Source organism: Pseudomonas sp. CFBP 13602, from assembly GCF_014842725.1.
Taxonomy (GTDB): Bacteria; Pseudomonadota; Gammaproteobacteria; order Pseudomonadales; family Pseudomonadaceae; genus Aquipseudomonas; species Aquipseudomonas baltica.
The window spans coordinates 54,992-76,845 of the sequence record NZ_JACYVT010000005.1 but is presented as its reverse complement, the minus strand read 5'-3'; the positions used below and the strand labels follow the sequence as shown (position 1 = coordinate 76,845).

Here is a 21,854-nt window from a genome sequence, read left to right as displayed (position 1 = left end):
ATGTTATGGGCAGGGTTGTGGATAACGTGCCTTGCGCTCCAGGTCGTCCAGGTCGATATGGTTGCGCATGTACTGCTGACTGGCGTCCACCAGCGGCTGGTGGTCCCAGCTCTTCAGATTGCCTTGGGCCAGTGCGCCGGCCACGAAGCGGCGCCGGCGCTGGCTGGCGAGCACCTGTTGGTGTATCGCCGGCATGTCCCATTTGCGGCGGGCTTCACTCAGGAAAGCCTCGAACAGTGCCCGGTGCGGGGGTGACTGGCTCAGGTCTTCACGTTCGCGTGGGTCGTTATCCACGTCATAGAGTAGGCAAGGGTCGACCTCGCTGTAGATAAATTTCATCGCGCCACGGCGGATCATCATCAACGGGCTGTGGGTACCTTCGGCCATGTATTCACCGAACGCTTCGTCATGCCCCTTTTCACCCTGCAGATGGGCCACTAGCGAACGTCCGTCCAGCGGCAAGCCGGGTTCCAGTTCGCCACCGGCCAGCTCGACGAAGGTCGGCAGCAGGTCGGCGGTAGACACTGCGGCCTGCACTCGCCCTGGCTTGAACTGCCCGGGCGCGCAAACCAGCAGCGGCACCCGCGCGGCCATCTCGAACCAGTGCATCTTGTACCAGAGCCCACGCTCGCCGAGCATGTCACCGTGATCGCCGGAGAAGACGATGATGGTGTCGTCGGCCAACCCGGTTTCTTCCAGGGTCTGCAGCAGTTTGCCGACGTTGTGATCGATGTAGCTGCACGCACCGAAGTAGGCGCGGCGTGCATCGCGGATCTTGTTCACGGGCAGGGGCTTGTCCCACAGGTCATAGACCTTGAGCAGGCGTTGCGAGTGGGGGTCCAGCGCGGCCTGGTCCGGTACATCCTGAGGCAGTGGGATGTCTTCGTCGCGGTACAGGTCCCAGAACGGCTTGGGAATGGTGTAAGGGTCGTGCGGATGGGTCATCGAAACCGTCAGACAGAATGGCCGATCGCCGTCTTCGCGAATGTGATCGAACAGGTACTGCTGGGCTTTGAAGACCACCTCTTCATCGAAATCCAGCTGGTTGGTGCGCACGCACGGGCCAGCCTGCAACACCGAGGACATATTGTGGTACCAGCTGGGGCGAACGTCGGGTTCGTCCCAATTGACCGCCCAGCCGTAGTCGGCCGGGTAGATATCGCTGGTCAGGCGTTCCTCGTAGCCGTGCAGCTGGTCCGGGCCACAGAAATGCATCTTGCCCGACAGTGCGGTGCGGTAACCCAGGCGCCGCAGGTAGTGGGCATAGGTCGGTACGTCGGCGGCAAAGTCGGCAGCGTTGTCGTAGGCGCCGATCTTGCTCGGCAACTGGCCGCTGACCAATGTGAAGCGCGAAGGCGCGCACAGCGGGCTGTTGCAGTAGGCCGCATCGAAGACCACCCCGGTCTCAGCCAAACGGCTGATGTTCGGCAGCTTGATCGGTGATGGCGCGTAGATCGGCAGCATGGGTGCGGCCATCTGATCGGCCATGATGAAAAGAATGTTCTTGCGCTTCATCGGCTCAGGGCATTCCATAGTGGAGATTAATGCGAAATTTCTGCCGTCCACCATGCGGTGCAGCTGTGGCCTGGTAAAGCCCATGCCGGACAATACCTAGGATAAGTAGCGCTTATGTTTACGAGCCTTGGAGAGATGTCTCTTGACCTGTTGCGGGCTTTCGAGGCGGCCGCCAGGCTGCGCAGCTTTACCGCTGCCGCGGTCGAGCTGGGTACGACGCAGCCTGCCGTCAGCCAGCAGATCAAACGGCTCGAGGAACAGCTGGCCATCCGCCTGTTCGATCGTATCTACCGAGGCATCGAGCTGACCGACGCAGGCTACACCTTGTTCGAGGCGGTACATGGAGGGCTGCGCGGCATTGACGACTGTCTGGGCTTGATCACCAGTCAAACCCAGCACGAAGTGCTTCAGGTCTCTACCGACTTCGCGTTCGCCGCCTACTGGCTCATGCCACGTCTGCATCGCTTCCACCAACGTTATCCACAGGTCGACGTCAGCCTGGTCACCAGTGAACGCAGCCACGCCATGCTTGGCCCGAACATCGATGTGGCGGTCCTGTTCGGCGATGGCCGTTTTCGCCAGGGCGAAAGCCATTGGTTGTTCAACGAGGAAGTCTTCCCGGTGTGCAGCCCGCGCCTGTTGAAGGATCGAACGTCACCGTTGGACCTGGACATATTGCTCGAATGGCCGCTGCTGCACCTGCGCGGCGAAAGCAACAATCAGTGGTTCGATTGGATCGGCCTGTTCCGTGCCCTGCATATTCCCAGTGCGCCGGCGCCTGGACAATTGCGGTTCGACAACTACACGCTGCTTATCCAGGCCGCGATCGCCGGCCAAGGGGTTGCTATCGGCTGGCGTCATCTGGTGGATGCACTGTTGGAGCAGCAACTGCTTTGCTGCCCTTTCGAAGGCGCCGCCACATCGGCGTTGGGTTATTTCGTGGTGGTGCCGCAACGCAAACGCCGTGGACAAATGGTGCAACGGTTCGTGGATTGGGTGATGGAGGAGCAGAGCCGGCGGTAGAGGGGATATCTCACATTCACTTGGGAAACGGCTGCTACTGCACAATCGGTCGACTGGCTAACCTGCATGTCCCGCCGATCAGGAATGCATCGACATGCGCCGTGCCATAGCAGTCGCCGTTGTATCTACCGCCGTTTCAGGATGTTATCTACCCATCCCTCAGGATTATCACCCGCCTACCCCAATCGATATCTTCACCTATACGATCATCCGCATGATGCCGGATGGTCACTCGCCTTCCCTTCGTCTTGATGAAGGTAGATCCATAGGCGCTCGGGCATTTCGACCGTTGGACCATGCATCACTGGTAGCGTTTTTCAAAGGCATGAAAGGCGAATGCGTTTCTGCTCAACACGCCTCGAACCGGATTGTATGTACGGTAATCAGCGAAACCCATTTCCAGCAGCCGGATCGCAACGTCGAAAAAGTGAGCGGCTGTTGGGGCAATATCACGCTTGTTTACGGTTTCGACTATCTCGAGCCTGTTTCAGATCTATCGAATTGGTCATCCATGGACTTTTTGGCTAGTGGCATGGGGTGTATAAGCGCTTGGGCGGCTTCTCATTAGAATATGAGAAAATATTAATTATGTATTTAACTCCATAAGCCGGGTAGTGGAAGCATAGACCGCGGGCTACAGTTCGCGAAGTCATACATCCATCCCTTAACAGGAGTTACCCATGTCACAGCAATATCAAATCGAAGCACGTTCACATGCTATCGCCGGTCTATGGAGCCACAACTTTTGGGCGCTTCGTCACCCGAACGGAGAGGTCATGGCGGAGCTACATGGCTTAGCTACCGACCGCGTCACGCTTCGTACGGCGACAATTGGCACCTCTAATCGCCACTCATTGAGAGCATGGCATTTTGCAGTTAAAAAACATCACGCTGAGGTGGGTGTAATAGGTCACCAGGTGACTACGGGGTATCTCTACCAAGAAGGACAGACTCGAAAAGTGGTCTTGTCCGGAGACAGCGGAAATATACTACCTCGGTGGCGTGCCGCCGTGAAGTCGATTGGGCTTATAAACGATATGAATCTCGACTACCCACCGGGGGGTATCAAGGTGATTGGCAATACAAAAAACAGCAATTCTATGTTTACAACATTTGGAGATTTGATGGGTTTGTCTCGATTTAGTTTTTGGGGTGTGTTCGAGCCTGGTATCGATAATCCTGTTTTGCATGAAGAGATTGTAAGCGCCTTAAGAGCTCTGTTCGATGAAAGCTTGGATGTTCCGGTGCAGCCGTCAATGCCGGTTTTGAGCTCGCCTGTTGATAGCCTATCCGCTGCAAATTTCCCTCTGTCTGCGTCCGGTGGAGCGCCTAGCCATCTAGAGGCTGGGTATGGTCAATGGGGGCTAAATGCGCCTTTCCATGGAAGTGTTAGCATTCCATTCTTTGAGTATCACGATATGTCCGGCATTCCCAGACGCGTTTATGCCGAGTGACATTGGCTATGCGCTAGAAGTGATTCGAAGCGAATGCGCTGAATAGTTTGCTGCGTTGCTGCTATGAGTCGGCGTGGTTCTGCTGCAAGCTATGCAGCGCCTATCTCACCGTTTTCGCGGCTGTACGCCGCTCCTACAAAGAAATGCGACCGTGTAGGAGCGGCGTACAGCCGCGAAGGCGTCACGACAGGCAGTGCATCTCTAGATGGTTGATCAGTTCAACACCCCCTGCAATACCTCATAAACGATCCCGGTACCAATGGCGATCAGCACCACATCCGTGCCCATGCGGCGCCATTCGTAGCCTTCGTAACGTGGTAGATGCTTCAGCGCGGGACCGTCGAGGCGGGCACCGTAGCCGCGAGGCAGGGGTTGTCCCTTGATGGCGCGAATACTGGCGGGAGGTGGGTTGCCGGGCCGGAAGACGTCGCGATGATCCTGAATGGTCTGGCGTACGGGGCCGAAATCCTGGGGTGGACCACCGCGCGCGATGCCGCCACCTGGGTTGCCTGGGCCACGGTTGCCCGGACCGCGCTCGTCATGATCAGGCCGATCGGGTCCGTCCTGCCGCTGATGGGGTTGTTCCTGGCGTCCTTGACGTTGCTCATCCGCTCCACCCGGACCACCGGGAGCGGCTTGCACCAGCGGTGCACAAGCGATCAGCAATGCACCCATGCTCAGGATCAGGTTTTTTGGCATGTTCATCATGGATTTCCTTCACGGCCAAACAGCAAAAAGGGGCACCGAACACAGGTTCGATCCCCCTTGGTCTTGCCGTTTAGTCCCGTGAACCAGAGGCTAATTCCTCTGTATTGGAATCTTTACCTTCAGCTGACACGAGCCTTACGTACGCCCTGCGCCAGTTGACTGCATAGCGACAGCACATCTTCCACAGCCTGACCGTGGTGCTGGGCATGGGCGATCTTGTCCACCAGTGCCGAGCCGACCACCACGCCATCGGCCAGGCGGGCAATGGCGGCAGCCTGGTCAGGGGTGCGGATGCCGAAGCCGACGCTGATCGGCAGGTGGGTGTGCCGGCGTAGTCGCTCGATGGCAGCGCCGACATGCTCGGTGGTGGCCGAGCCTGCACCGGTCACACCGGCCACCGACACGTAGTAGACGAAGCCGGAGCTGCGCTCCAGCACCCGTGGCAGGCGCGCATCATCGGTGGTGGGGGTGGTCAGGCGAATGAAGTCGATACCCGAGGCTTGCGCCGGGGTGGCGAGTTCGCCGTCGTGCTCGGGCGGCAGGTCGACGATGATCAGGCCGTCGACACCGGCTTCCTTGGCCTGGGCCACGAAGGCTTCGACGCCGAAGCGGTGGATCGGGTTGTAGTAACCCATCAGCACGATCGGCGTGGTGCTGTCGTCGACGCGGAATTCGCGGACCATCTGCAAGGTTTTCGCCAGCGTCTGCCCGGCGTTGAGCGCGCGCAGGGTCGCCAGCTGGATGGCCAGGCCGTCGGCCATCGGATCGGTGAAGGGCATGCCCAGTTCGATCACATCGGCGCCGGCAGCCGGCAAGCCTTTGAGGATGGACAGCGAAGCATCGTAGCCTGGGTCGCCCGCCGTGACGAACGTCACCAGCGCGGCGCGGCCTTCGGCCTTGAGGTCGGTGAAGCATTGTTCGAGGCGGCTCATGCCAGTGTCTCCTTCGGGTGGGCGCCCATATGGCTCATGACGGTTTGCATGTCCTTGTCGCCGCGGCCGGACAGGCACACCACCATCAGATGGTCGGCGGGCAATGTTGGCGCGCGCTTCATGGCCTCGGCCAGGGCGTGGGCGGTTTCCAGCGCCGGGATGATGCCTTCCAGGCGGCAGGTGGCGTGGAACGCGGCCAGCGCCTCTTCATCGGTGATGCTGGTGTAGTTCACGCGCTTGATTTCATGCAGAAAAGCGTGTTCAGGGCCGATACCGGGGTAGTCCAGGCCGGCCGAGATGGAGTGCGCGTCGGTGATCTGCCCATCGTCGTCCTGCAGCAGATAGGTACGGTTGCCGTGCAGTACGCCGGGCACGCCGCCGTTGAGGCTGGCGGCATGCTTGCCGGAATCCACGCCATGGCCGGCGGCTTCGACACCGATGATTTCCACGCTGCTGTCATCCAGGAAAGGATGGAACAGGCCCATGGCATTGGAACCGCCACCTACGCAAGCCACCAGGCTGTCGGGCAGGCGCCCTTCCTTCTCCTGCAACTGCTCGCGGGTTTCCTTGCCGATGATCGACTGGAAGTCGCGAACCATGGCCGGGTAAGGGTGCGGGCCGGCCACCGTGCCAATCAGGTAAAAGGTGTCGTCGACATTGGTGACCCAATCGCGCAAGGCGTCGTTCATGGCATCTTTCAAGGTGCCGGTACCGGAAGTGACCGGCACGATCTCAGCGCCCAGCAGCTTCATGCGAAACACGTTGGCCTGCTGGCGCTCGATATCCGTGGCGCCCATGTAGATCACGCAAGGCAAGCCGAACCGAGCCGCCACCGTGGCCGTGGCCACGCCGTGCATGCCGGCGCCGGTCTCGGCGATCAGGCGCTTCTTGCCCATGCGCTTGGCCAGCAGCACCTGGCCGATGCAGTTGTTCACCTTGTGCGCGCCGGTGTGGTTGAGCTCTTCGCGCTTGAAGTAGATTTTCGCCCCGCCGCAGTGTTCGGTCAGGCGCTCGGCGAAATACAGCGGGTTGGGCCGGCCGATGTAGTCGCGTTGGAAGTAGGCGAGCTGCTCGAGAAATTCGGGATCGGCCTTGGCGGCTTCGTATTCGCGAGCCAGCTCCAGCACCAGCGGCATCAGGGTTTCGGCGACGTAGCGGCCACCGAAGGCGCCGAACAGGCCGTTGCTGTCAGGGCCACTGCGAAGATTGGTCTGGGTCATGCGAAGCTCCAGGGGAATTGAATGACGATGTAGCCACTGTACCCACGACAACGATCGAAGAAAACCGATAAGATCTCGACAACCTGTCAGGATTTCTCACAATACCATGAGCCGTGACCTGCCCCCGCTGAATGCCCTCAAAGCGTTCGAAGCCACTGCCCGGCTCAACAGCGTCAGCAAGGCGGCTGACTACCTGAGCGTTACCCACGGTGCCGTGAGCAGACAGTTGAAAGTGCTTGAAGAGCATCTGGGCATCGCGTTGTTCGTCAAGCAGGGGCGTGGCTTGAAACTCACAGATGCCGGCATTCGACTGCGCGATGCCAGCGCCGAGGCCTTCGAGCGTTTGCGTCTGGTCTGCACGGAGCTCAGCCAGGCCCAGGCTCAGGCACCGTTCGTTCTGGGGTGCTCGGGAAGCTTGCTGGCGCGCTGGTTCATACCTCGATTGGGTCGGCTGAACAGCGAGCTGCCGGACTTGCGTCTGCACCTCTCGGCTGGCGAAGGTGACCTGGACCCTCGCCGTCCCGGGCTGGATGCCTTGCTGATGTTCGCCGAGCCCCCCTGGCCCGCCGACATGGACGTGTTCGAGCTGGCCGAAGAGCGTATCGGCCCGGTACTCAGCCCGCGCTTCCAAGGGTTCGAAGCTTTGCAGGGTCGGGCGGGCAGCGACTTGCTCGGGCACTCGTTGCTGCACACCACATCGCGGCCACAGGCCTGGCCCAGCTGGGCACGGCGCAACGGCCTGGATCCCGAGGCGTTGACCATGGGACAGGGGTTCGAGCATTTGTATTATTTGCTGGAGGCAGCGGTGGCCGGGCTGGGCATTGCCATCGCGCCCGAGCCGCTGGTGGTCGATGACCTGCGTGCCGGGCGCCTGGCCGCGCCATGGGGGTTTACGCAAACCCCGGCGCGGCTGGCACTTTGGGTCCCGCGACGCGCCGCAGACGGGCGCGCCCGACAACTGGCGCTATGGCTTGCGCAAGAGCTCGAACGCCAGGTCGATTAGTTGCTGCGATTGCACATCAGGTAGGCGGCGATCAGGCCCAGCGCGCCAACGGCTACGCCAGCGGCGGCCCAAGGGTGCTCCTGAGCATAGTCACGGGTGGCAATACCGGTTTCCTTGGTCTTGACCTTAACTTCTTCATACGCGTCGCTGATCAGGCTGCGCGAATGGCTCAGCGCGGATTCCGCGTTGGCTTTCAGCGCCTTGAGCACCTTGCGCGATTCCTCGGTGGAATCTTCTTTCAGGCTTTCCAGGGAGCGGAGCAGGCTTTCGATTTCTGCTTCCATGCTCTGCAGCGAAGCTTTGCGTGACGAAATTGCCATGGGTAACTCTCCTTCATTGTGGTGAATAGCGTGTGTAGATTCCGACTGCGCTGCAAGATGAAAGTGCAGTGCGTGTGAACTTTTAGCGCAGAAATCCCCACACAGGTAGACAACCACTTCAGTAGCCACCCTAATGGAGAGCATCATGAGCGATCACCACACGTACAAGAAGGTTGAACTGGTAGGTTCCTCGACCACCACCATCGAAGACGCCATCAACAACGCGTTGGCCGAAGCGAGCAAAAGCATCGAAAAAATGGAATGGTTCGAAGTGACCGAAACCCGTGGCCATATCGAAGACGGTCGCGTGGCGCATTTCCAGGTCACACTCAAAGTCGGTTTCCGTATCCAGAACAGCTGACAGAAAACACAGAATCTTCCGACTGGCCGAATGCCATAGGTTGAGTTACAACACATTACCGGCGTGTCGACCTGAATCCAGGCGGCCCGCCGTTTGTCTTTAAACCGGCACTATCAGACCAAGGATGTAAGCGATGAAGCGAGTTTTATTGGCTGTGGGTTTGTTGAGCCTGGCAAGCGGCGCGTTCGCTGCGGGCAAGTCGTGTGAAGAACTCAAGGGCGAAATCGCCGCGAAGATCGACGCCAATGGCGTGTCGGGCTACACGCTGGAAGTGGTCGACAACGTCACTCCGGATGCCGGTTTCCAGGTAGTCGGTTCGTGTGAAGGCGGTACCAAGGCTATCGTCTACAAGCGCTGAAGATTGCAGCCGCCACCCGCTCCCACAGAAAACGAAATCCCCTGTAGGAGCGGTCAGCGGCCGCGAAACGAACCCCGCAATACACCAGGTCGGTGCAAGGCTCAGCCCCGCATCACCTGCGCCAATAGCTCATACGACCGCAAGCGGTCGGCATGCTCGTACAGATCGCAGGTAAAGATCAGCTCATCTGCCTGAGTCTGTTCCTTCAGCACGTCCAGCTTGGCACGGATCTTCGCCGGTCCTCCCACCATCGCCAGGCCCAGAAAGTCCCCGACCGCGGCCTTCTCATGGGGCAACCACAACCCTTCCATGCTTTTCACGGGTGGCTGCTGCACCAGAGTCTGGCCACGCATCAGGTTGAGGATGCGGCGGTAGACCGAGGTTGCCAGGTAGTCGGCGTGCTCGTCGCTGTCGGCTGCCACCAAGGGCACGCCGAGCATCACATAAGGCTTGTCGAGCACCTCGGAGGGCTGGAAGTGGGCGCGATAGACCCGGATTGCCTCATGCATGTAGCGCGGCGCGAAATGCGAAGCGAAGGCGTACGGCAGGCCGTACATGCCCGCCAGCTGCGCGCTGAACAAGCTGGAGCCCAGCAACCAGACCGGCACGTTGGTGCCGCTGCCCGGCACCGCAATCACCTTCTGATCCGGAGTGCGTGGCCCCAGGTAGGCCATCAACTCGCGGACGTCGTCGGGAAAATCGTCGGCACTGCCGGAGCGCTCACGGCGCAACGCGCGCGCCGTCATCTGGTCCGACCCCGGCGCGCGGCCCAGGCCCAGGTCGATGCGCCCCGGATACAGGCTTTCCAAGGTTCCGAACTGCTCGGCGATCACCAGCGGCGCATGGTTGGGCAGCATCACCCCGCCCGAGCCGACGCGGATCGACGAAGTGCCCCCCGCCAGATAGCCCAGCAGCACCGAGGTCGCCGAGCTGGCGATCCCGTCCATGTTGTGATGCTCGGCCACCCAGAAACGGTTGTAGCCCCAGCCTTCGGCGTGGCGTGCCAGGTCCAGCGCGTTGTGCAGCGACCGCGCCGGGCCGTGGTCGGCACGCACCGGTACAAGGTCGAGGACGGAGTATTTCGTATCGGTCAAACCAGTCATGATCATTGGCATCCTGTGGGTATGTGGCAGGTGGGATGCCCCGCGCATCTTTGCTACCGAGTGTGTAATCAATATGGGCTTATGGTTCGGATTCAATAGCCAGCGGTCAGAACGGCGCTGAACTTGCCTCGCGCCGTGGCCTCTGAACACTTGTCACCGCGCGAACCCGTCGCGCCCATCAAGGAGGCTTTATGAGCATCAAGAAAACCGCATCGGCTGTCTGGAAAGGCGATCTGAAAACCGGCAAGGGCGAGATCTCGACGCAAAGCGGCGCCCTGAAAAGCAATCCCTATGGTTTCAACACCCGCTTCGAAGGCCAGCCAGGCACCAACCCTGAAGAATTGATCGGCGCGGCCCATGCCGGCTGCTTCTCCATGGCCTTCTCGATGATCCTGGGTGGCGAAGGCTTCACGCCAGACCAGATCAACACAACGGCCGAGGTCACGCTGGACAAGGAAGGCGAAGGTTTCGCGATCACCGCCATCAAACTGACCATGTCGGCGAAGATCCCCAACATCGACCAGGCCAAGTTCGAAGAACTGGCCAACAAGGCCAAAGAAGGCTGCCCAGTGTCGAAAGTGCTGAACGCCCAGATCACCCTGGACGCTAAGCTGGAATCTTGAGGTAGGGTTGCGCCCGGTTGCCGTACACTGCTCACTCACCTGGAGAATTGCCCATGAAACGATTCATTTTGGCGATGACATGCAGTGTCCTGGCAACCTCGGCGTCGGCTGCACCCGTGTCGTGCGAAGAATTGAAGGCCGAGATCGAAAAAAAGATCCAGGCGGCAGGCGTTGCGTCCTACACGCTGGAAATCGTCGACAATCTGGACGCCAAGGACCCGAGCATGGTGGTGGGTTCGTGCGACAACGGCACGCGCAAGATCATCTATCAGAAGAACGACACCTGATCCCGCGGCATCCGCTGCTGCCATTCAGTGGTGCACTGCTGCGCCTGGATTCAGGGAATGCAGTGAATCGCCCGATCTTCGGCAACAATCTCCCGGCTTGAATCGTACAGACGGGCACTGGCCTGCATGGCAATTGCCCTGCCCTCCAGGCGGTAGCGCTGGCCTGCCTTGAAGCCGTCATAGCGCACGGTCAGGTAGCAGGTACGGTCGAACGGGTCGTTGACCAGCCCGCCACCGGCGTACATTTCGTAGTCAAAACGCACTTCCAGCTCATGGCTGCCCGGATCTACCTGGAAGTAGCGGCCGTCATTGAGTTTGCGACCATCCAGACTTTCTGCCATGACCAGGCGACCGGTCGTGGTGAACATCTCGATCCAGGCCTTGCCAGGGTCAACGGCCGGCAACGGCGGATTGGCGCAGCCAGCAAGCGTGGCGAGGGTCAACAGGGCGAGCACGGCGCGCATGGAAGCTCCTTGGCTGCAGGAAGAAAGTGAGCAGGACAAAGGTCGAGTCTAGAAGCTTTGCGTCGGCGCTGCGAGTCGCCGCCGACGGTGGCCATGTTCAGGCCAGTGCTCAGGCGCTCTGGCAGCCCGCAGGTTGCGCCTGGCCTACCAGTTTGCGCTGCTCGTCGTAGAGCCTGGCCCACGGGCGAAAGCCGACGCTGCCGGCTTCCAGGAAATACCGCTGCCCCGCGTCGAAGCCGGCATAGGTGAGGTTCAGTTCGCAGTTGCGCCACAGCGGCGCGGGGACTGGGCCGATGTTGGTCGGCTGCACGGGGAACTGCAAGCGCACGGTCAGCTCATGGCTGCCGGGTTCGACTTCGAAATAGCGGGTGTCGCCCCATTCCCGCTCGTCGACTTGGGTCGCCTGCAGGGCGTTGTGCCCCTTGGCCTGCAGATCGATCCAGGCCTGGTTGGGGTCCGGGTCGGGCAGACCGGCGCAGCCGGCAAGGGCCAGCATGCCGCCAGCAATGATCAATGCGCGCATGGAATTCTCCTGATGGGATCGTAAGATGCAGGGTCAGCGCCGATAACACCTGCTCGCTGGCGGGCCTGGCCATGGAAAACCACATGCATGAATTCGTTGTTGTTCGTCGTTCCATTCTTGCCGCACTCGACCGCGGTTTGCGCGCTTTTGTTCCCCTGTGCCTGTTGTTCCTGCTCAGCGGTTGCACCAACGTCGGCTATTACGGCCAGTTGATGCAAGGCCAGTGGCAGCTGCTGCAGGCGCGTGAGCCGGTGGCGCGGATCCTGGCCGACCCCTCGCGCGATCCTCGTCTGCGCGAGCAGTTGCAGCGTGCCCAGGCCGCTCGCGATTTCGCCAGCGTGCATCTGCACCTGCCGGACAACCGCAGCTATCGGCTGTATGCCGACATCGGTCGGCCGCTGGTGGTGTGGAACGTGTTCGCCACGCCCGAGTTTTCCCTCGCCCCGTTGACCCACTGCTTTCCCATCGCGGGGTGCGTTGCCTACCGCGGCTACTACAGCCAGTCCGGCGCGCGGGGCGAAGCGGCGCTGCAGAAGCTGGCGGGCCGGGATGTGTACATCGGCGGCGTCGAAGCCTACTCGACCTTGGGCTGGTTCGATGATCCGATTCTCAACACCATGCTGGGCTGGGGCGACGAGCGCCTGGCCACGCTGATCTTCCATGAGCTGGCGCATCAGCGCGTGTATGTGCAGGACGACACCGAGTTCAACGAGTCCTTCGCCACCTTCGTCGAGCAGGAGGGCACTCGGCAGTGGCGGGCCTGGCGCGGTTTGGCAAAGGCGGCAGGCACACCTGCACTACAACGTGAGCAGTTCACCCGGCTGGTGCTCGAGACCCGCGAACGCCTGGGTGCGCTGTACGCACAGCCGCTGTCGGCCGAGGCCATGCGCGCAGGCAAGGCTGCCGAGTTCGAGCACCTGCGCCGCGAGTATCGCCAGTTGCGCGATGGACGCTGGGGTGGCGACCGGCGTTTCGATGCCTGGATGAACGGGCCGATGAACAATGCCAAGCTGCTGCCGTTCGGATTGTACGACCAATGGGTGCCGGCGTTCGCCGGCCTGTTCCGGCAGGTCAATGGTGACTGGCGCGCGTTCTATGCCCAAGCGGAAAAACTGGGCAAGTTGCCGATGGACCAGCGCAGGACCGAGTTGAATCGGTTGGGCAGATGAGGTTTGCAGTGGTTTCGCGGGCCCTTTCGCGGCCACTGGCCGCTCCTACACGAAGCCTTGCGTAACCCGGTATCTATACCGCTGCACGAATCCCCGTAGGAGCGGCGACTGGCCGCTCCTACACGAAGCCTTGCGTAACCCGGTATCTATACCGCTACACGAATCCCCGTAGGAGCGGCCAGTGGCCGCGAAGAGGCCCGCACCTTCACCACATCATCGCGCGCCTTGCAAAAACGCCTCATGCAGCGCCTGCAACGTGTCGAAATGATACGTCGGATTTTCCAGGACCAGCTCTTCCCGCGAACCGAACCCATAGCCCACCGCCGCGCAATCCAGGCCATTGAGCCGGGCACCGATCAGGTCATGCTTGCGGTCGCCGACCATCAAGGTCTGCGTCGGCTGCAGCCCTTCCTGCTCGAGGATATGAGCGATCAGTTGCACCTTGTCGGTCCGCGTGCCGTCGAGCTCGCTGCCGTAGATGACCTTGAAGTGCCTGGCGAAATCGAAATGGCGGGCGATTTCCCGGGCGAACTCCCAGGGTTTGGACGTGGCGATGTACAAATGCCGGCCCTGCGCCTGCAATGTTTCGAGCAGCGCGATGACACCGGCGAAGATCTGGTTTTCATACAGGCCCGTGACGCGGAAACGCTCGCGGTAGAAATTCACTGCCTGCCAGGCGCGGGCTTCGTCGAAACCATAGGCGTGCATGAACTGCTCCAGCAGGGGTGGGCCAATGAAATGCTCCAGGTTGCGCAGATCGGGTTCGTCGATGCCCAGTTTGGCCAAGGCATACTGGATGGAGCGGGTGATGCCCTCGCGCGGGTCGGTCAGGGTGCCGTCGAGGTCGAACAGAATGTTTTGATAATGCACGGAATCAGTCCTTGTCGAAGCCTTCGGCCAGGTGTTGGTCCTTGAGCTTCACGTAGTTGCCAGCGGTGTAGGTGAAGAACGCGCGTTCCTTGTCGGTCAGCGGCCGCGCCTGCCGAGCCGGACTGCCCACGTACAGAAAGCCACTCTGCAGACGTTTGCCTGGTGCTACCAGGCTGCCGGCGCCGATGATCACGTCGTCTTCCACCACCGCGCCGTCCATGACGGTACTGCCCATGCCGACCAGGATGCGATTGCCCAGGGTGCAGCCGTGGAGCATGACTTTGTGTCCAATGGTGACATCATCGCCGATCAGCAGCGGGAAACCGTCCGGATTGAACGGGCCGGCATGGGTGATGTGCAGCACACTGGCATCCTGCACGCTGGTGCGCTTGCCGATGCGGATGCGGTGCATGTCTGCGCGCACCACGGTCAGCGGCCAGATCGAACTGTCGGCGCCGATCTCGACGTCGCCGATGACCACCGCCGAGCGGTCGACGAAGGCGCGTTCGCCAAGGCGCGGCGTATGCTGCTGGAATGTGCGAATAGCCACGATAGGCATCCTCTGTGTTGTCGATAGCTGCGGTGAATCGCAATTGTAATTAAGATGTCCCAGTGTTTCTTCAATAGCCAAGGTGTTTAACCGTGAGCGCGAATCCCCTTCTGCAGTCCTACGACCTGCCGCCGTTCTCGGCGATCCGTGCCGAGCACGTACAACCGGCGATTGAACAGATCCTGGCCGACAACCGCGCGGCCATTGCCCACATTCTGCAAACCCAGGGCAGTCAGCCTACCTGGGCCGGCCTGGTGCTGGCCATGGACGAGCTGAACGACCGCCTGGGCGCCGCCTGGAGCCCGGTCAGCCACCTCAATGCCGTGTGCAACAGTGCCGAACTGCGCCAGGCCTATGAAGCGTGCCTGCCGGCGCTCAGTGCCTACTCCACCGAGCTGGGCCAGAACCGCGAACTGTTCCAGGCCTTCGAAACCCTGGCCAACAGTCCTGAAGCTGCGAACTTCGACGTTGCCCAGAAAACCATTCTGGAGCATTCGCTGCGCGATTTCCGCCTGTCCGGTATCGATCTGCCGGTGGATCGGCAGCAGCGCTACGCACAGGTACAGAGCAAGCTCTCGGAACTGGGCAGCCGTTTCTCCAACCAGCTGCTCGATGCCACCCAGGCCTGGACCAAGCATGTTACCGACGAAGCGGCCCTGGCCGGGCTGACAGACTCGGCCAAGGCACAGATGGCTGCGGCGGCGCAGGCCAAGGGCCTGGACGGCTGGCTGATCAGCCTCGAGTTCCCCAGCTACTACGCGGTCATGACCTACGCTCACGACCGCGCCCTGCGTGAAGAACTCTACGCAGCCTACTGCACCCGCGCGTCGGACCAAGGCCCCAATGCTGGCCAGAACGACAACACGCCGGTGATGCGCGAGATCCTCGACCTGCGCCAGGAGCTGGCGCAGCTGCTGGGCTACGCCAGCTATTCGGAGTTGAGCCTAGCCACCAAGATGGCCGAATCGACCGATCAGGTGTTGACCTTCCTGCGTGATCTGGCTCAGCGCAGCAAGCCGTTCGCGGCCCAGGATCTGGAACAGCTCAAGGCCTACGCCGCCGAACAGGGTTGTGCCGACCTGCAAAGCTGGGACAGCGGCTTCTATGGCGAAAAGTTGCGCGAACAGCGCTACAGCGTTTCCCAAGAGGCGCTGCGCGCCTACTTCCCCATCGACAAGGTGCTGGGCGGCCTGTTCGCCATCGTGCAGCGCCTGTACGGCATCGAGATCGCCGAGCAGAAAGGGTTCGACACCTGGCACCCCGACGTACGCCTGTTCGAGATCAAGGAAAACGGCCAGCACGTGGGCCGCTTTTTCTTCGATCTCTATGCGCGCGCCAACAAGCGCGGCGGCGCCTGGATGGACGGCGCGCGCGACCGGCGTCGCACCGAGGCCGGCGAGTTGCAGAGCCCGGTGGCCAATCTGGTATGCAATTTCACCCCGGCCGATGCCGGCAAGCCCGCGCTGTTGACCCACGATGAAGTCACCACCCTGTTCCACGAGTTCGGCCATGGCCTGCACCACCTGCTGACGCGGGTCGAGCATGTGGGCGTCTCGGGTATCAACGGCGTGGCGTGGGACGCAGTCGAGTTGCCCAGCCAGTTCATGGAAAACTGGTGCTGGGAACCCGAAGGCCTGGCCCTGATTTCGGGTCACTACGAAACCGGCGAGCCGTTGCCCCAGGACCTGCTGGAGAAGATGCTGGCGGCGAAGAACTTCCAGTCCGGCTTGATGATGGTCCGGCAGATCGAGTTCTCGCTGTTCGACTTCGAACTGCATGCCTCCCACGGCGACGGCCGCAGCGTGATGGAAGTGCTCGACGGTGTCCGCGACGAGGTTTCGGTCATGCGTCCACCGGCCTACAACCGCTTTCCCAACAGCTTCGCGCACATCTTCGCCGGTGGCTACGCGGCCGGTTACTACAGCTACAAATGGGCCGAAGTGCTGTCGGCTGACGCGTTCAGCAAGTTCGAGGAAGACGGGGTGCTCAACGCCGACACTGGCCGCGCTTTCCGCGAAGCCATTCTGGCCCGCGGCGGGTCGCAGGCACCCATGGTGCTGTTCGTCGACTTCCGCGGCCGCGAGCCTTCCATCGATGCGCTGCTGCGCCACAGCGGGTTGAGTGAGGAAGCGGCAGCATGATCACCAAGAAACGCTTCATCGCCGGGGCCGTCTGCCCGGCCTGCAGCGAGCCGGACAAGCTGATGATGTGGAGCGTGGACGAAGTTCCGCATCGCGAATGCGTGGCCTGCGGCTACAGCGACACGCTGAACGCGCAGGGCCAATCGGTGCCCAGCGAGCTGGGCACGCGGGTCAATAAGGTGGCCGTCAAGGTCGCCCGGCCCACTTCGCAACCGGTGCAGTTCTTTCCCAACCCCAAGCTCAAGAAGCCTTGAGCCAGGCGTGCCGTCGACTTGCCGCAAGGGCAGGCCGACGGCAATAGCCGGCTACCACGTCATGCTTCGTTCCCGTTCCTAGACTGGCGCGCCACTCAGGCGTCATTCAAGGAATCGAACATGACCGCTGCGCACCTCGCTGTACTCCCCGCCCTGCTTGCCGAAAACCCCCTGCTGGGCCATCACGATGTGATCCCCTACCACTTGATCAGGGCCGAACACGTCGAGCCGGCGATCGAGCATGTGATCCAGACCAACCTCCGGCAGCTGGCGCAATTGCTCCCCGAGCAGCTCGCGGCACCTACATGGGAAGGCTTGGTCAAGCCATTGGAAGACATGCACCAGCGCCTGCTGGCGGTGCTGCAGCCCGAGCAGTTGCTCAGTCGTCATCAGCACCTGGCGGTGATCGACGCCTATGCGCGCTGCCGCGATCGGGTGCAGGCCTATGAATTGGCCATCAAGCACAACCGTACCGTGCATGCCGTGCTGCAGCTGTTGCAGCAGAGCCCGCAGGCGCTCGATTTCGATCCGACCCAGCAGGCTGCATTGAGCCATGCGTTGCGTGCTTCGCGCCTGGCCGGGGTAGGCACCCAGCCGTCGATCCAAAAGCGCATTGGGCGTCTGCAGATGGAGCTGGCCGGGTTGTACCAAACCTTTGCCGACAACCTGAGTGCAGCCAGCGAAGCCGGGGCCTTGGCGTTCGACAACGAAACCGCTCTGGCAGGCATTGCTCCCGCGGTACTTGCCAGCATGGCGCTATGCGCGCGCGAGGCCGGCCAGTCGGGCTGGCGGCTGCCACTGGAGCTGCCACTGGTGCTGGCGGTATTGAGCCAGGCTCATGACCGCGCGCTGCGCGAGCAGGTTTACCGCGCCTTCTACACCCAGGCTTCGGAGCAAGGCCCGCAGGCCGGAACCTATGACAATGGACCGGTGCTGCAACGCATCCTTGCCGCCCGCGCCGAGCTGGCCGAAGCGGGTGGCTATCGCAGCTATGCCTCGCTGGCCCAGGCCACGCGCATGTTCGACGAGGCCGCGGACGTGGAGCAGCTCTTGCTGCAATTGATCGACAAGGTCCGCCCTGCGGCGCAGGCGGAGTTCGCCCCGCTGCAGGAACTGGCCGCGCTGTTCGGAGTGCCGGCGCTGCAGCCCTGGGACTGCAATTACTATCAGGAGAAATACCTGCAGATCCATCATGGGGTGACAGAGCTCAAGGTGCGTGAGTACTTTCCCGTGCAGGCGGTGCTCGATGGGCTGCAGCGTCTGCTCGAGCAGCTGTTCGACGTGCAGTGGCTGCAATGCCCGCCAGCACCGCGCCAGCCGGCATCGGTGCACCTGATTCAACTCAGCGAGCAGGGGCAGGTCCTGGGCCATATCTACCTGGACCTGCACAGTCGGCCGAAGAAACGCGCGGGTGCCTGGATGGAAGCCTTGCGTGACCGCCACCGTTTCGCCGATGGTCGGCTGCAGCTGCCCATCGCCCACGTGGGGTGTGATTTCGCCGCCGACATGCCAGCGTTTCCCTGCCTGCTGAGCCTGGGCGAAATCCAGACGTTCTTCCACGAGCTGGGGCATGCGCTGCACCATGTACTGACCCGCATCGACCATGGCAGCGTCTCTGGCATCAAGGGCGTGGCCGAAGATGCGGTGGAATTGCCCAGCGGCGTGTTCGAGCACTGGGCCATGCAGCCTGAAGTTCTGCAATCGATGTCGCGACATCACCGGACCGGCGAAGCCATCGGTACCGCCTTCGTCGAGCGGGCGCTCGCGGCCCAGGCCCGCTTTCGTGGCCAGGCCCTACTGTGGCAACTCGAATACGCTCTGGTCGACTATCGCCTGCACAGCCACAGCGACACCCTGTCGGCGCAGCAGATTGGCGAACAGGTGCTGGAGCAGACGCAGATCGTCCGTCATCCGCCCTATGTTCGTTGGCTCAACACTTTCGCCCACCTGTTCACCGGCGCCGACTACGCCGCCGGGTACTACAGCTATGTCTGGGCGCAGGTGCTGGCCGCTCATCTGTTCGCCCGCTTCAAGCGTGAGGGGCTGTTCTCGAGTCAGGTCGGCGGGGATTTCGAACGTTTGATTCTGGCATCGGGAGGGACGCGACCTTTTGCGGAACTGGTCGAGAGCTTCGCTGGCAGCGAGCCGGGTATCGAAGCGCTGTTGCTCGATCTGGGCGTCAAGACGTGAGCCGTTCGGGTAACGAAAGACGTGAAGACTGAGCACAGGTAGGCTGAAACCGGTTTCATTTGGCGTCACAAATAGATACATTTATCGGCTGAACCGTCAGGGCGGCATTTTGCCGCGCCTGGCTTCGTGCCGAATGTGTCGCGTCTGCGCCTTCAACAAAGCACCACCCGCCTCCGGCCGCGTGGTGCAACGAACACGTACCGCTGGGCTGCGCATCGATAAAACCGTATCGAACAGCTGATGAGAACCTTGATGTCCGAGCAAGAAAACAACCCGCGCCGGGATTTTCTGCGCAAAACCCTGACCCTCATTCCGGTGGTGACCGTTGCCAGCAGTGGCCTGGGCGTCGCTGCCCTGACTGCCTATGCCGATACTCGCTCGCCAGCGCCAGCGCCAGCCCCCGCGCCTGCCGCCGACTACCAGCCGTCATTTTTCACCGCTGAAGAATGGGCGTTCGTCCAAGCCGCAGTGGCTCGCTTGATTCCGGCGGACGATCTGGGCCCCGGTGCTCTGGAAGCCGGAGCGGCGGAATTCATCGACCGTCAGATGAACACGCCCTACGCCACCGGCGCGCTGTGGTACATGCAGGGTCCGTTCGTCACCGACGCCGCGCCGCAAATGGGCTATCAGCTGCAGTTGGTGCCACAGCAGATCTATCGCTTGGGCATCGCTGCCACGGACACCTGGTGCAAGGCTCAATCAGGCAAAAGCTTTGCCGAGCAAGACAGCGCTACCCAGGAGCGTATTCTCAGCAAGATCGAAGCAGGCGAGCTGGTTTTCGAGGAATTGCCGGCCACGGCATTTTTCAGTCTGATGCTGCAGAACACCCGCGAAGGCTTCTTCTGCGATCCGGTGCATGGCGGCAACAAAGGCATGGTCGGCTGGACGCAGATCGGTTTTCCCGGCGCACGCGCCGATTTCATGGACTGGGTGGAACGCAACGAACAATACCCTTTCCCGGCAGTGTCGATTCGCGGCGAGAGGGCCTGACATGGCAACGGTAATGAAGAAGGTCGACGCGGTCATCGTCGGGTTCGGCTGGACCGGCGCGATCATGGCCAAGGAGCTCACCGAGGCGGGCCTCAACGTGGTCGCGCTGGAGCGCGGCCCGATGCAGGACACCTACCCCGACGGCAGTTATCCACAGGTGATCGACGAGCTGACCTACAGCGTGCGCAAGAAGCTGTTCCAGGACATCTCCAAGGAAACCGTGACCATCCGTCACAGCGTCAACGACGTCGCCCTGCCCAACCGTCAGTTGGGTGCGTTTCTGCCAGGCAAAGGCGTCGGCGGTGCCGGCCTGCATTGGTCCGGCGTGCATTTCCGGGTCGATCCCATCGAGCTGCGCATGCGCAGCCACTACGAAGAGCGCTACGGCAAGCAGTTCATTCCCAAGGACATGACCATCCAGGATTTCGGCGTCAGCTATGAAGAGCTGGAACCGTTCTTCGATTTTGCCGAAAAAGTCTTCGGCACCTCGGGTCAGGCCTGGACGGTGAACGGGGTGCGTGTCGGCGAAGGCAAGGGTGGCAACCCGTATGCCCCGGATCGTTCCAACCCTTTCCCGCTGGCCTCGCAGAAGAACACCGTGTCGGCGCAGCTGTTCCAGAAGGCTGCGGCCGAGGTCGGTTACAAGCCGTACAACCTGCCCTCGGCCAATACCTCGGGGCCGTATACCAACCCCTATGGTGCGCAGATGGGCCCCTGCAACTTCTGCGGCTTCTGCAGCGGCTATGTCTGCTACATGTATTCCAAGGCGTCACCGAACGTGAACATTCTGCCGGCGTTGCGTCAGGTCGACACCTTCGAGCTGCGCACCAATGCCCACGTGCTGCGGGTCAACCTGGACAGCAGCAAGCGCAAGGCAACCGGGGTGACCTACGTCGATGCCCAGGGCCGTGAGGTCGAGCAACCGGCGGACCTGGTGATCCTCGCAGCCTTCCAGTTCAACAACGTGCGCTTGATGCTGCTCTCCGGCATCGGCCAGCCTTACGACCCCAAGACCGGCGAAGGTGTGGTCGGCAAGAATTTCGCCTATCAGAACATGGCCACCATCAAGGCTTTCTTCGACAAGGACACCCACACCAACAACTTCATCGGTGCCGGTGGCAACGGCGTGGCGTTCGACGACTTCAACGCCGACAACTTCGACCATGGCCCCCATGGCTTCGTCGGCGGCTCGCCGATGTGGGTCAACCAGGCCGGCAGCCGGCCCATCGCCGGCACGGCCAATCCACCCGGTACGCCTGCCTGGGGCAGTGCCTGGAAGAAGGCCACTGCCGACTACTACACCCATCAGGTGTCGATGGATGCCCACGGCGCCCATCAGTCCTATCGCGGCAACTACCTGGACCTGGACCCGGTGTACCGCGATGCCTATGGCCTGCCGTTGCTGCGCATGACCTTCGACTGGCAGGAAAACGACATCAAGATGAACCGCTTCATGGTCGAGAAAATGAGCAAGGTCGCCCAGGCCATGAACCCCAAGGCCATTGCCCTGCTCGGCAAGAAGGTCGGCGAGCATTTCAACACTGCCTCCTACCAGACCACCCACCTCAACGGCGGCGCGATCATGGGTACCGACCCCAAGACCAGCGCGATCAACCGTTATCTGCAGTGCTGGGATGTGCCTAACGTGTTCGTTCCAGGCGCCTCGGCCTTTCCTCAGGGCCTTGGCTACAACCCCACTGGCCTGGTGGCGGCATTGACCTACTGGTCGGCGCGGGCCATTCGCGAGCAGTACCTGAAGAACCCCGGCCCGCTGGTGCAGGCATAAGGAGCGCAGA

General features: G+C 61.5%; 24 protein-coding genes. 14 read left to right on the top strand and 10 right to left on the bottom strand.

The window, feature by feature from the left end; translation table 11 throughout:
• Nucleotides 1-3 precede the first annotated feature (3 nt).
• Entirely contained in the window at nucleotides 4-1,515 is a 1,512-nt protein-coding gene (betC, locus tag IFU31_RS11585) for a choline-sulfatase (RefSeq protein ID WP_192103033.1), read from the bottom strand.
• A 114-nt stretch (nucleotides 1,516-1,629) separates the two neighbouring features.
• Here betC and IFU31_RS11580 point away from each other — a divergent pair, with 114 nt between their 5' ends.
• From IFU31_RS11580 to IFU31_RS11570, 3 genes are all read left to right on the top strand, one after another.
• Nucleotides 1,630-2,538 carry a choline sulfate utilization transcriptional regulator gene (locus IFU31_RS11580; RefSeq protein ID WP_192103031.1) on the top strand — a complete coding sequence of 303 codons (909 nt, stop codon included), beginning with the start codon at nucleotides 1,630-1,632 and terminating at the stop codon, nucleotides 2,536-2,538.
• Nucleotides 2,539-2,632: 94 nt separating this feature from the next.
• Nucleotides 2,633-3,106, top strand: a complete 474-nt coding sequence (locus tag IFU31_RS11575) for a hypothetical protein (RefSeq protein WP_192050301.1) — start codon at nucleotides 2,633-2,635, stop codon at nucleotides 3,104-3,106.
• Nucleotides 3,107-3,218: 112 nt separating this feature from the next.
• Nucleotides 3,219-3,992 carry a hypothetical protein gene (locus tag IFU31_RS11570; protein WP_152965730.1) on the top strand — a complete coding sequence of 258 codons (774 nt, stop codon included), beginning with the start codon at nucleotides 3,219-3,221 and terminating at the stop codon, nucleotides 3,990-3,992.
• Between the two features lie 213 nt (nucleotides 3,993-4,205).
• On the opposite strand, the gene IFU31_RS11565 is transcribed toward IFU31_RS11570, so the two are convergent.
• The 3 genes from IFU31_RS11565 to trpB form a co-directional block, all read right to left on the bottom strand.
• Nucleotides 4,206-4,697 carry an anti-virulence regulator CigR family protein gene (locus tag IFU31_RS11565; RefSeq protein WP_192050303.1) on the bottom strand — a complete coding sequence of 164 codons (492 nt, stop codon included), beginning with the start codon at nucleotides 4,695-4,697 and terminating at the stop codon, nucleotides 4,206-4,208.
• 122 nt (nucleotides 4,698-4,819) lie between these two features.
• A complete protein-coding gene (gene trpA, locus IFU31_RS11560) occupies nucleotides 4,820-5,632 on the bottom strand; it encodes a tryptophan synthase subunit alpha (protein WP_192103029.1) in 813 nt (270 codons plus the stop codon).
• On the bottom strand, nucleotides 5,629-6,852 hold the full coding sequence (trpB, locus tag IFU31_RS11555; RefSeq protein ID WP_185794611.1) for a tryptophan synthase subunit beta: 1,224 nt from the start codon (nucleotides 6,850-6,852) through the stop codon (nucleotides 5,629-5,631). The genes trpA and trpB overlap by 4 nt, the downstream gene beginning before the upstream one ends.
• A gap of 106 nt (nucleotides 6,853-6,958) precedes the next feature.
• Here trpB and IFU31_RS11550 point away from each other — a divergent pair, with 106 nt between their 5' ends.
• Nucleotides 6,959-7,855, top strand: coding sequence for a LysR family transcriptional regulator (locus IFU31_RS11550; RefSeq protein WP_122480069.1), 897 nt, complete (start codon nucleotides 6,959-6,961; stop codon nucleotides 7,853-7,855).
• On the opposite strand, the gene IFU31_RS11545 is transcribed toward IFU31_RS11550, so the two are convergent.
• On the bottom strand, nucleotides 7,852-8,175 hold the full coding sequence (locus IFU31_RS11545; RefSeq protein WP_122480070.1) for a DUF883 family protein: 324 nt from the start codon (nucleotides 8,173-8,175) through the stop codon (nucleotides 7,852-7,854). The two genes, IFU31_RS11550 and IFU31_RS11545, sit on opposite strands and share 4 nt — an antisense overlap.
• 145 nt (nucleotides 8,176-8,320) lie before the next feature.
• On the opposite strand from IFU31_RS11545, the gene IFU31_RS11540 reads away from it, so the two are divergent.
• Nucleotides 8,321-8,536, top strand: a complete 216-nt coding sequence (locus IFU31_RS11540) for a dodecin (protein ID WP_043191958.1) — start codon at nucleotides 8,321-8,323, stop codon at nucleotides 8,534-8,536.
• Nucleotides 8,537-8,669: 133 nt separating this feature from the next.
• Nucleotides 8,670-8,894 carry a DUF1161 domain-containing protein gene (locus IFU31_RS11535; RefSeq protein WP_122480071.1) on the top strand — a complete coding sequence of 75 codons (225 nt, stop codon included), beginning with the start codon at nucleotides 8,670-8,672 and terminating at the stop codon, nucleotides 8,892-8,894.
• Between the two features lie 101 nt (nucleotides 8,895-8,995).
• Here IFU31_RS11535 and IFU31_RS11530 read toward each other — a convergent pair whose 3' ends face one another.
• A complete protein-coding gene (locus IFU31_RS11530; RefSeq protein WP_192103027.1) occupies nucleotides 8,996-9,997 on the bottom strand; it encodes an LLM class flavin-dependent oxidoreductase in 1,002 nt (333 codons plus the stop codon).
• Nucleotides 9,998-10,194: 197 nt separating this feature from the next.
• On the opposite strand from IFU31_RS11530, the gene IFU31_RS11525 reads away from it, so the two are divergent.
• Nucleotides 10,195-10,620: an OsmC family protein gene (locus IFU31_RS11525; protein WP_122480139.1), complete on the top strand. Its 426-nt coding sequence runs from the start codon at nucleotides 10,195-10,197 to the stop codon at nucleotides 10,618-10,620.
• A 53-nt stretch (nucleotides 10,621-10,673) separates the two neighbouring features.
• A complete protein-coding gene (locus IFU31_RS11520; RefSeq protein ID WP_122480072.1) occupies nucleotides 10,674-10,907 on the top strand; it encodes a DUF1161 domain-containing protein in 234 nt (77 codons plus the stop codon).
• Between the two features lie 50 nt (nucleotides 10,908-10,957).
• Here the strand turns inward: IFU31_RS11520 and IFU31_RS11515 are convergent, their stop codons facing one another.
• Together IFU31_RS11515 and IFU31_RS11510 are read right to left on the bottom strand one after the other, a co-directional pair.
• Nucleotides 10,958-11,371 carry a PA0061/PA0062 family lipoprotein gene (locus IFU31_RS11515; RefSeq protein WP_122480073.1) on the bottom strand — a complete coding sequence of 138 codons (414 nt, stop codon included), beginning with the start codon at nucleotides 11,369-11,371 and terminating at the stop codon, nucleotides 10,958-10,960.
• A gap of 109 nt (nucleotides 11,372-11,480) precedes the next feature.
• Entirely contained in the window at nucleotides 11,481-11,894 is a 414-nt protein-coding gene (locus tag IFU31_RS11510) for a PA0061/PA0062 family lipoprotein (protein ID WP_192059246.1), read from the bottom strand.
• 83 nt (nucleotides 11,895-11,977) lie between these two features.
• Between IFU31_RS11510 and IFU31_RS11505 the strand changes: the two genes are divergently transcribed.
• Nucleotides 11,978-13,063 (top strand): aminopeptidase, encoded by a 1,086-nt coding sequence (locus IFU31_RS11505; RefSeq protein ID WP_192103025.1) that lies wholly within the window; start codon nucleotides 11,978-11,980, stop codon nucleotides 13,061-13,063.
• A 213-nt stretch (nucleotides 13,064-13,276) separates the two neighbouring features.
• On the opposite strand, the gene IFU31_RS11500 is transcribed toward IFU31_RS11505, so the two are convergent.
• On the bottom strand, nucleotides 13,277-13,933 hold the full coding sequence (locus IFU31_RS11500) for an HAD hydrolase-like protein (RefSeq protein ID WP_192103023.1): 657 nt from the start codon (nucleotides 13,931-13,933) through the stop codon (nucleotides 13,277-13,279).
• 4 nt (nucleotides 13,934-13,937) lie between these two features.
• On the bottom strand, nucleotides 13,938-14,483 hold the full coding sequence (locus tag IFU31_RS11495; protein WP_192059240.1) for a gamma carbonic anhydrase family protein: 546 nt from the start codon (nucleotides 14,481-14,483) through the stop codon (nucleotides 13,938-13,940).
• A gap of 92 nt (nucleotides 14,484-14,575) precedes the next feature.
• Here IFU31_RS11495 and prlC point away from each other — a divergent pair, with 92 nt between their 5' ends.
• The 5 genes from prlC to IFU31_RS11470 all read left to right on the top strand — a co-directional run bounded on the left by prlC (nucleotide 14,576) and on the right by IFU31_RS11470 (nucleotide 21,844).
• The gene (gene prlC, locus IFU31_RS11490) at nucleotides 14,576-16,624 is read left to right on the top strand and encodes an oligopeptidase A (RefSeq protein WP_192103021.1); all 2,049 of its coding nucleotides are present in this window, start codon (nucleotides 14,576-14,578) and stop codon (nucleotides 16,622-16,624) included.
• Nucleotides 16,621-16,878, top strand: a complete 258-nt coding sequence (locus tag IFU31_RS11485; protein ID WP_043191945.1) for a YheV family putative zinc ribbon protein — start codon at nucleotides 16,621-16,623, stop codon at nucleotides 16,876-16,878. The genes prlC and IFU31_RS11485 overlap by 4 nt, the downstream gene beginning before the upstream one ends.
• 120 nt (nucleotides 16,879-16,998) lie before the next feature.
• Nucleotides 16,999-19,068 carry a M3 family metallopeptidase gene (locus tag IFU31_RS11480; RefSeq protein ID WP_192103019.1) on the top strand — a complete coding sequence of 690 codons (2,070 nt, stop codon included), beginning with the start codon at nucleotides 16,999-17,001 and terminating at the stop codon, nucleotides 19,066-19,068.
• A 252-nt stretch (nucleotides 19,069-19,320) separates the two neighbouring features.
• Nucleotides 19,321-20,058 (top strand): gluconate 2-dehydrogenase subunit 3 family protein, encoded by a 738-nt coding sequence (locus tag IFU31_RS11475; RefSeq protein ID WP_192103017.1) that lies wholly within the window; start codon nucleotides 19,321-19,323, stop codon nucleotides 20,056-20,058.
• 1 nt (nucleotide 20,059) lies between these two features.
• A complete protein-coding gene (locus tag IFU31_RS11470) occupies nucleotides 20,060-21,844 on the top strand; it encodes a GMC family oxidoreductase (RefSeq protein WP_122480080.1) in 1,785 nt (594 codons plus the stop codon).
• Nucleotides 21,845-21,854: the final 10 nt, after the last annotated feature.

What these genes read in the sequence shown, in the direction of transcription:
- IFU31_RS11580 (WP_192103031.1), top strand. Translation starts at nt 1,630, where the DNA reads ATGTTTACGAGCCTTGGAGAGATGTCTCTTGACCTGTTGCGGGCTTTC.
- trpA (WP_192103029.1), bottom strand. Translation starts at nt 5,632, where the DNA reads ATGAGCCGCCTCGAACAATGCTTCACCGACCTCAAGGCCGAAGGCCGC.
- IFU31_RS11480 (WP_192103019.1), top strand. Translation starts at nt 16,999, where the DNA reads ATGACCGCTGCGCACCTCGCTGTACTCCCCGCCCTGCTTGCCGAAAAC.
- IFU31_RS11505 (WP_192103025.1), top strand. Translation starts at nt 11,978, where the DNA reads ATGCATGAATTCGTTGTTGTTCGTCGTTCCATTCTTGCCGCACTCGAC.
- IFU31_RS11515 (WP_122480073.1), bottom strand. Translation starts at nt 11,371, where the DNA reads ATGCGCGCCGTGCTCGCCCTGTTGACCCTCGCCACGCTTGCTGGCTGC.
- IFU31_RS11530 (WP_192103027.1), bottom strand. Translation starts at nt 9,997, where the DNA reads ATGACTGGTTTGACCGATACGAAATACTCCGTCCTCGACCTTGTACCG.
- trpB (WP_185794611.1), bottom strand. Translation starts at nt 6,852, where the DNA reads ATGACCCAGACCAATCTTCGCAGTGGCCCTGACAGCAACGGCCTGTTC.
- IFU31_RS11565 (WP_192050303.1), bottom strand. Translation starts at nt 4,697, where the DNA reads ATGAACATGCCAAAAAACCTGATCCTGAGCATGGGTGCATTGCTGATC.
- IFU31_RS11570 (WP_152965730.1), top strand. Translation starts at nt 3,219, where the DNA reads ATGTCACAGCAATATCAAATCGAAGCACGTTCACATGCTATCGCCGGT.
- IFU31_RS11520 (WP_122480072.1), top strand. Translation starts at nt 10,674, where the DNA reads ATGAAACGATTCATTTTGGCGATGACATGCAGTGTCCTGGCAACCTCG.
- IFU31_RS11550 (WP_122480069.1), top strand. Translation starts at nt 6,959, where the DNA reads ATGAGCCGTGACCTGCCCCCGCTGAATGCCCTCAAAGCGTTCGAAGCC.
- IFU31_RS11545 (WP_122480070.1), bottom strand. Translation starts at nt 8,175, where the DNA reads ATGGCAATTTCGTCACGCAAAGCTTCGCTGCAGAGCATGGAAGCAGAA.
- IFU31_RS11540 (WP_043191958.1), top strand. Translation starts at nt 8,321, where the DNA reads ATGAGCGATCACCACACGTACAAGAAGGTTGAACTGGTAGGTTCCTCG.
- IFU31_RS11485 (WP_043191945.1), top strand. Translation starts at nt 16,621, where the DNA reads ATGATCACCAAGAAACGCTTCATCGCCGGGGCCGTCTGCCCGGCCTGC.
- IFU31_RS11470 (WP_122480080.1), top strand. Translation starts at nt 20,060, where the DNA reads ATGGCAACGGTAATGAAGAAGGTCGACGCGGTCATCGTCGGGTTCGGC.
- betC (WP_192103033.1), bottom strand. Translation starts at nt 1,515, where the DNA reads ATGAAGCGCAAGAACATTCTTTTCATCATGGCCGATCAGATGGCCGCA.
- IFU31_RS11575 (WP_192050301.1), top strand. Translation starts at nt 2,633, where the DNA reads ATGCGCCGTGCCATAGCAGTCGCCGTTGTATCTACCGCCGTTTCAGGA.
- IFU31_RS11510 (WP_192059246.1), bottom strand. Translation starts at nt 11,894, where the DNA reads ATGCGCGCATTGATCATTGCTGGCGGCATGCTGGCCCTTGCCGGCTGC.
- IFU31_RS11475 (WP_192103017.1), top strand. Translation starts at nt 19,321, where the DNA reads ATGTCCGAGCAAGAAAACAACCCGCGCCGGGATTTTCTGCGCAAAACC.
- IFU31_RS11535 (WP_122480071.1), top strand. Translation starts at nt 8,670, where the DNA reads ATGAAGCGAGTTTTATTGGCTGTGGGTTTGTTGAGCCTGGCAAGCGGC.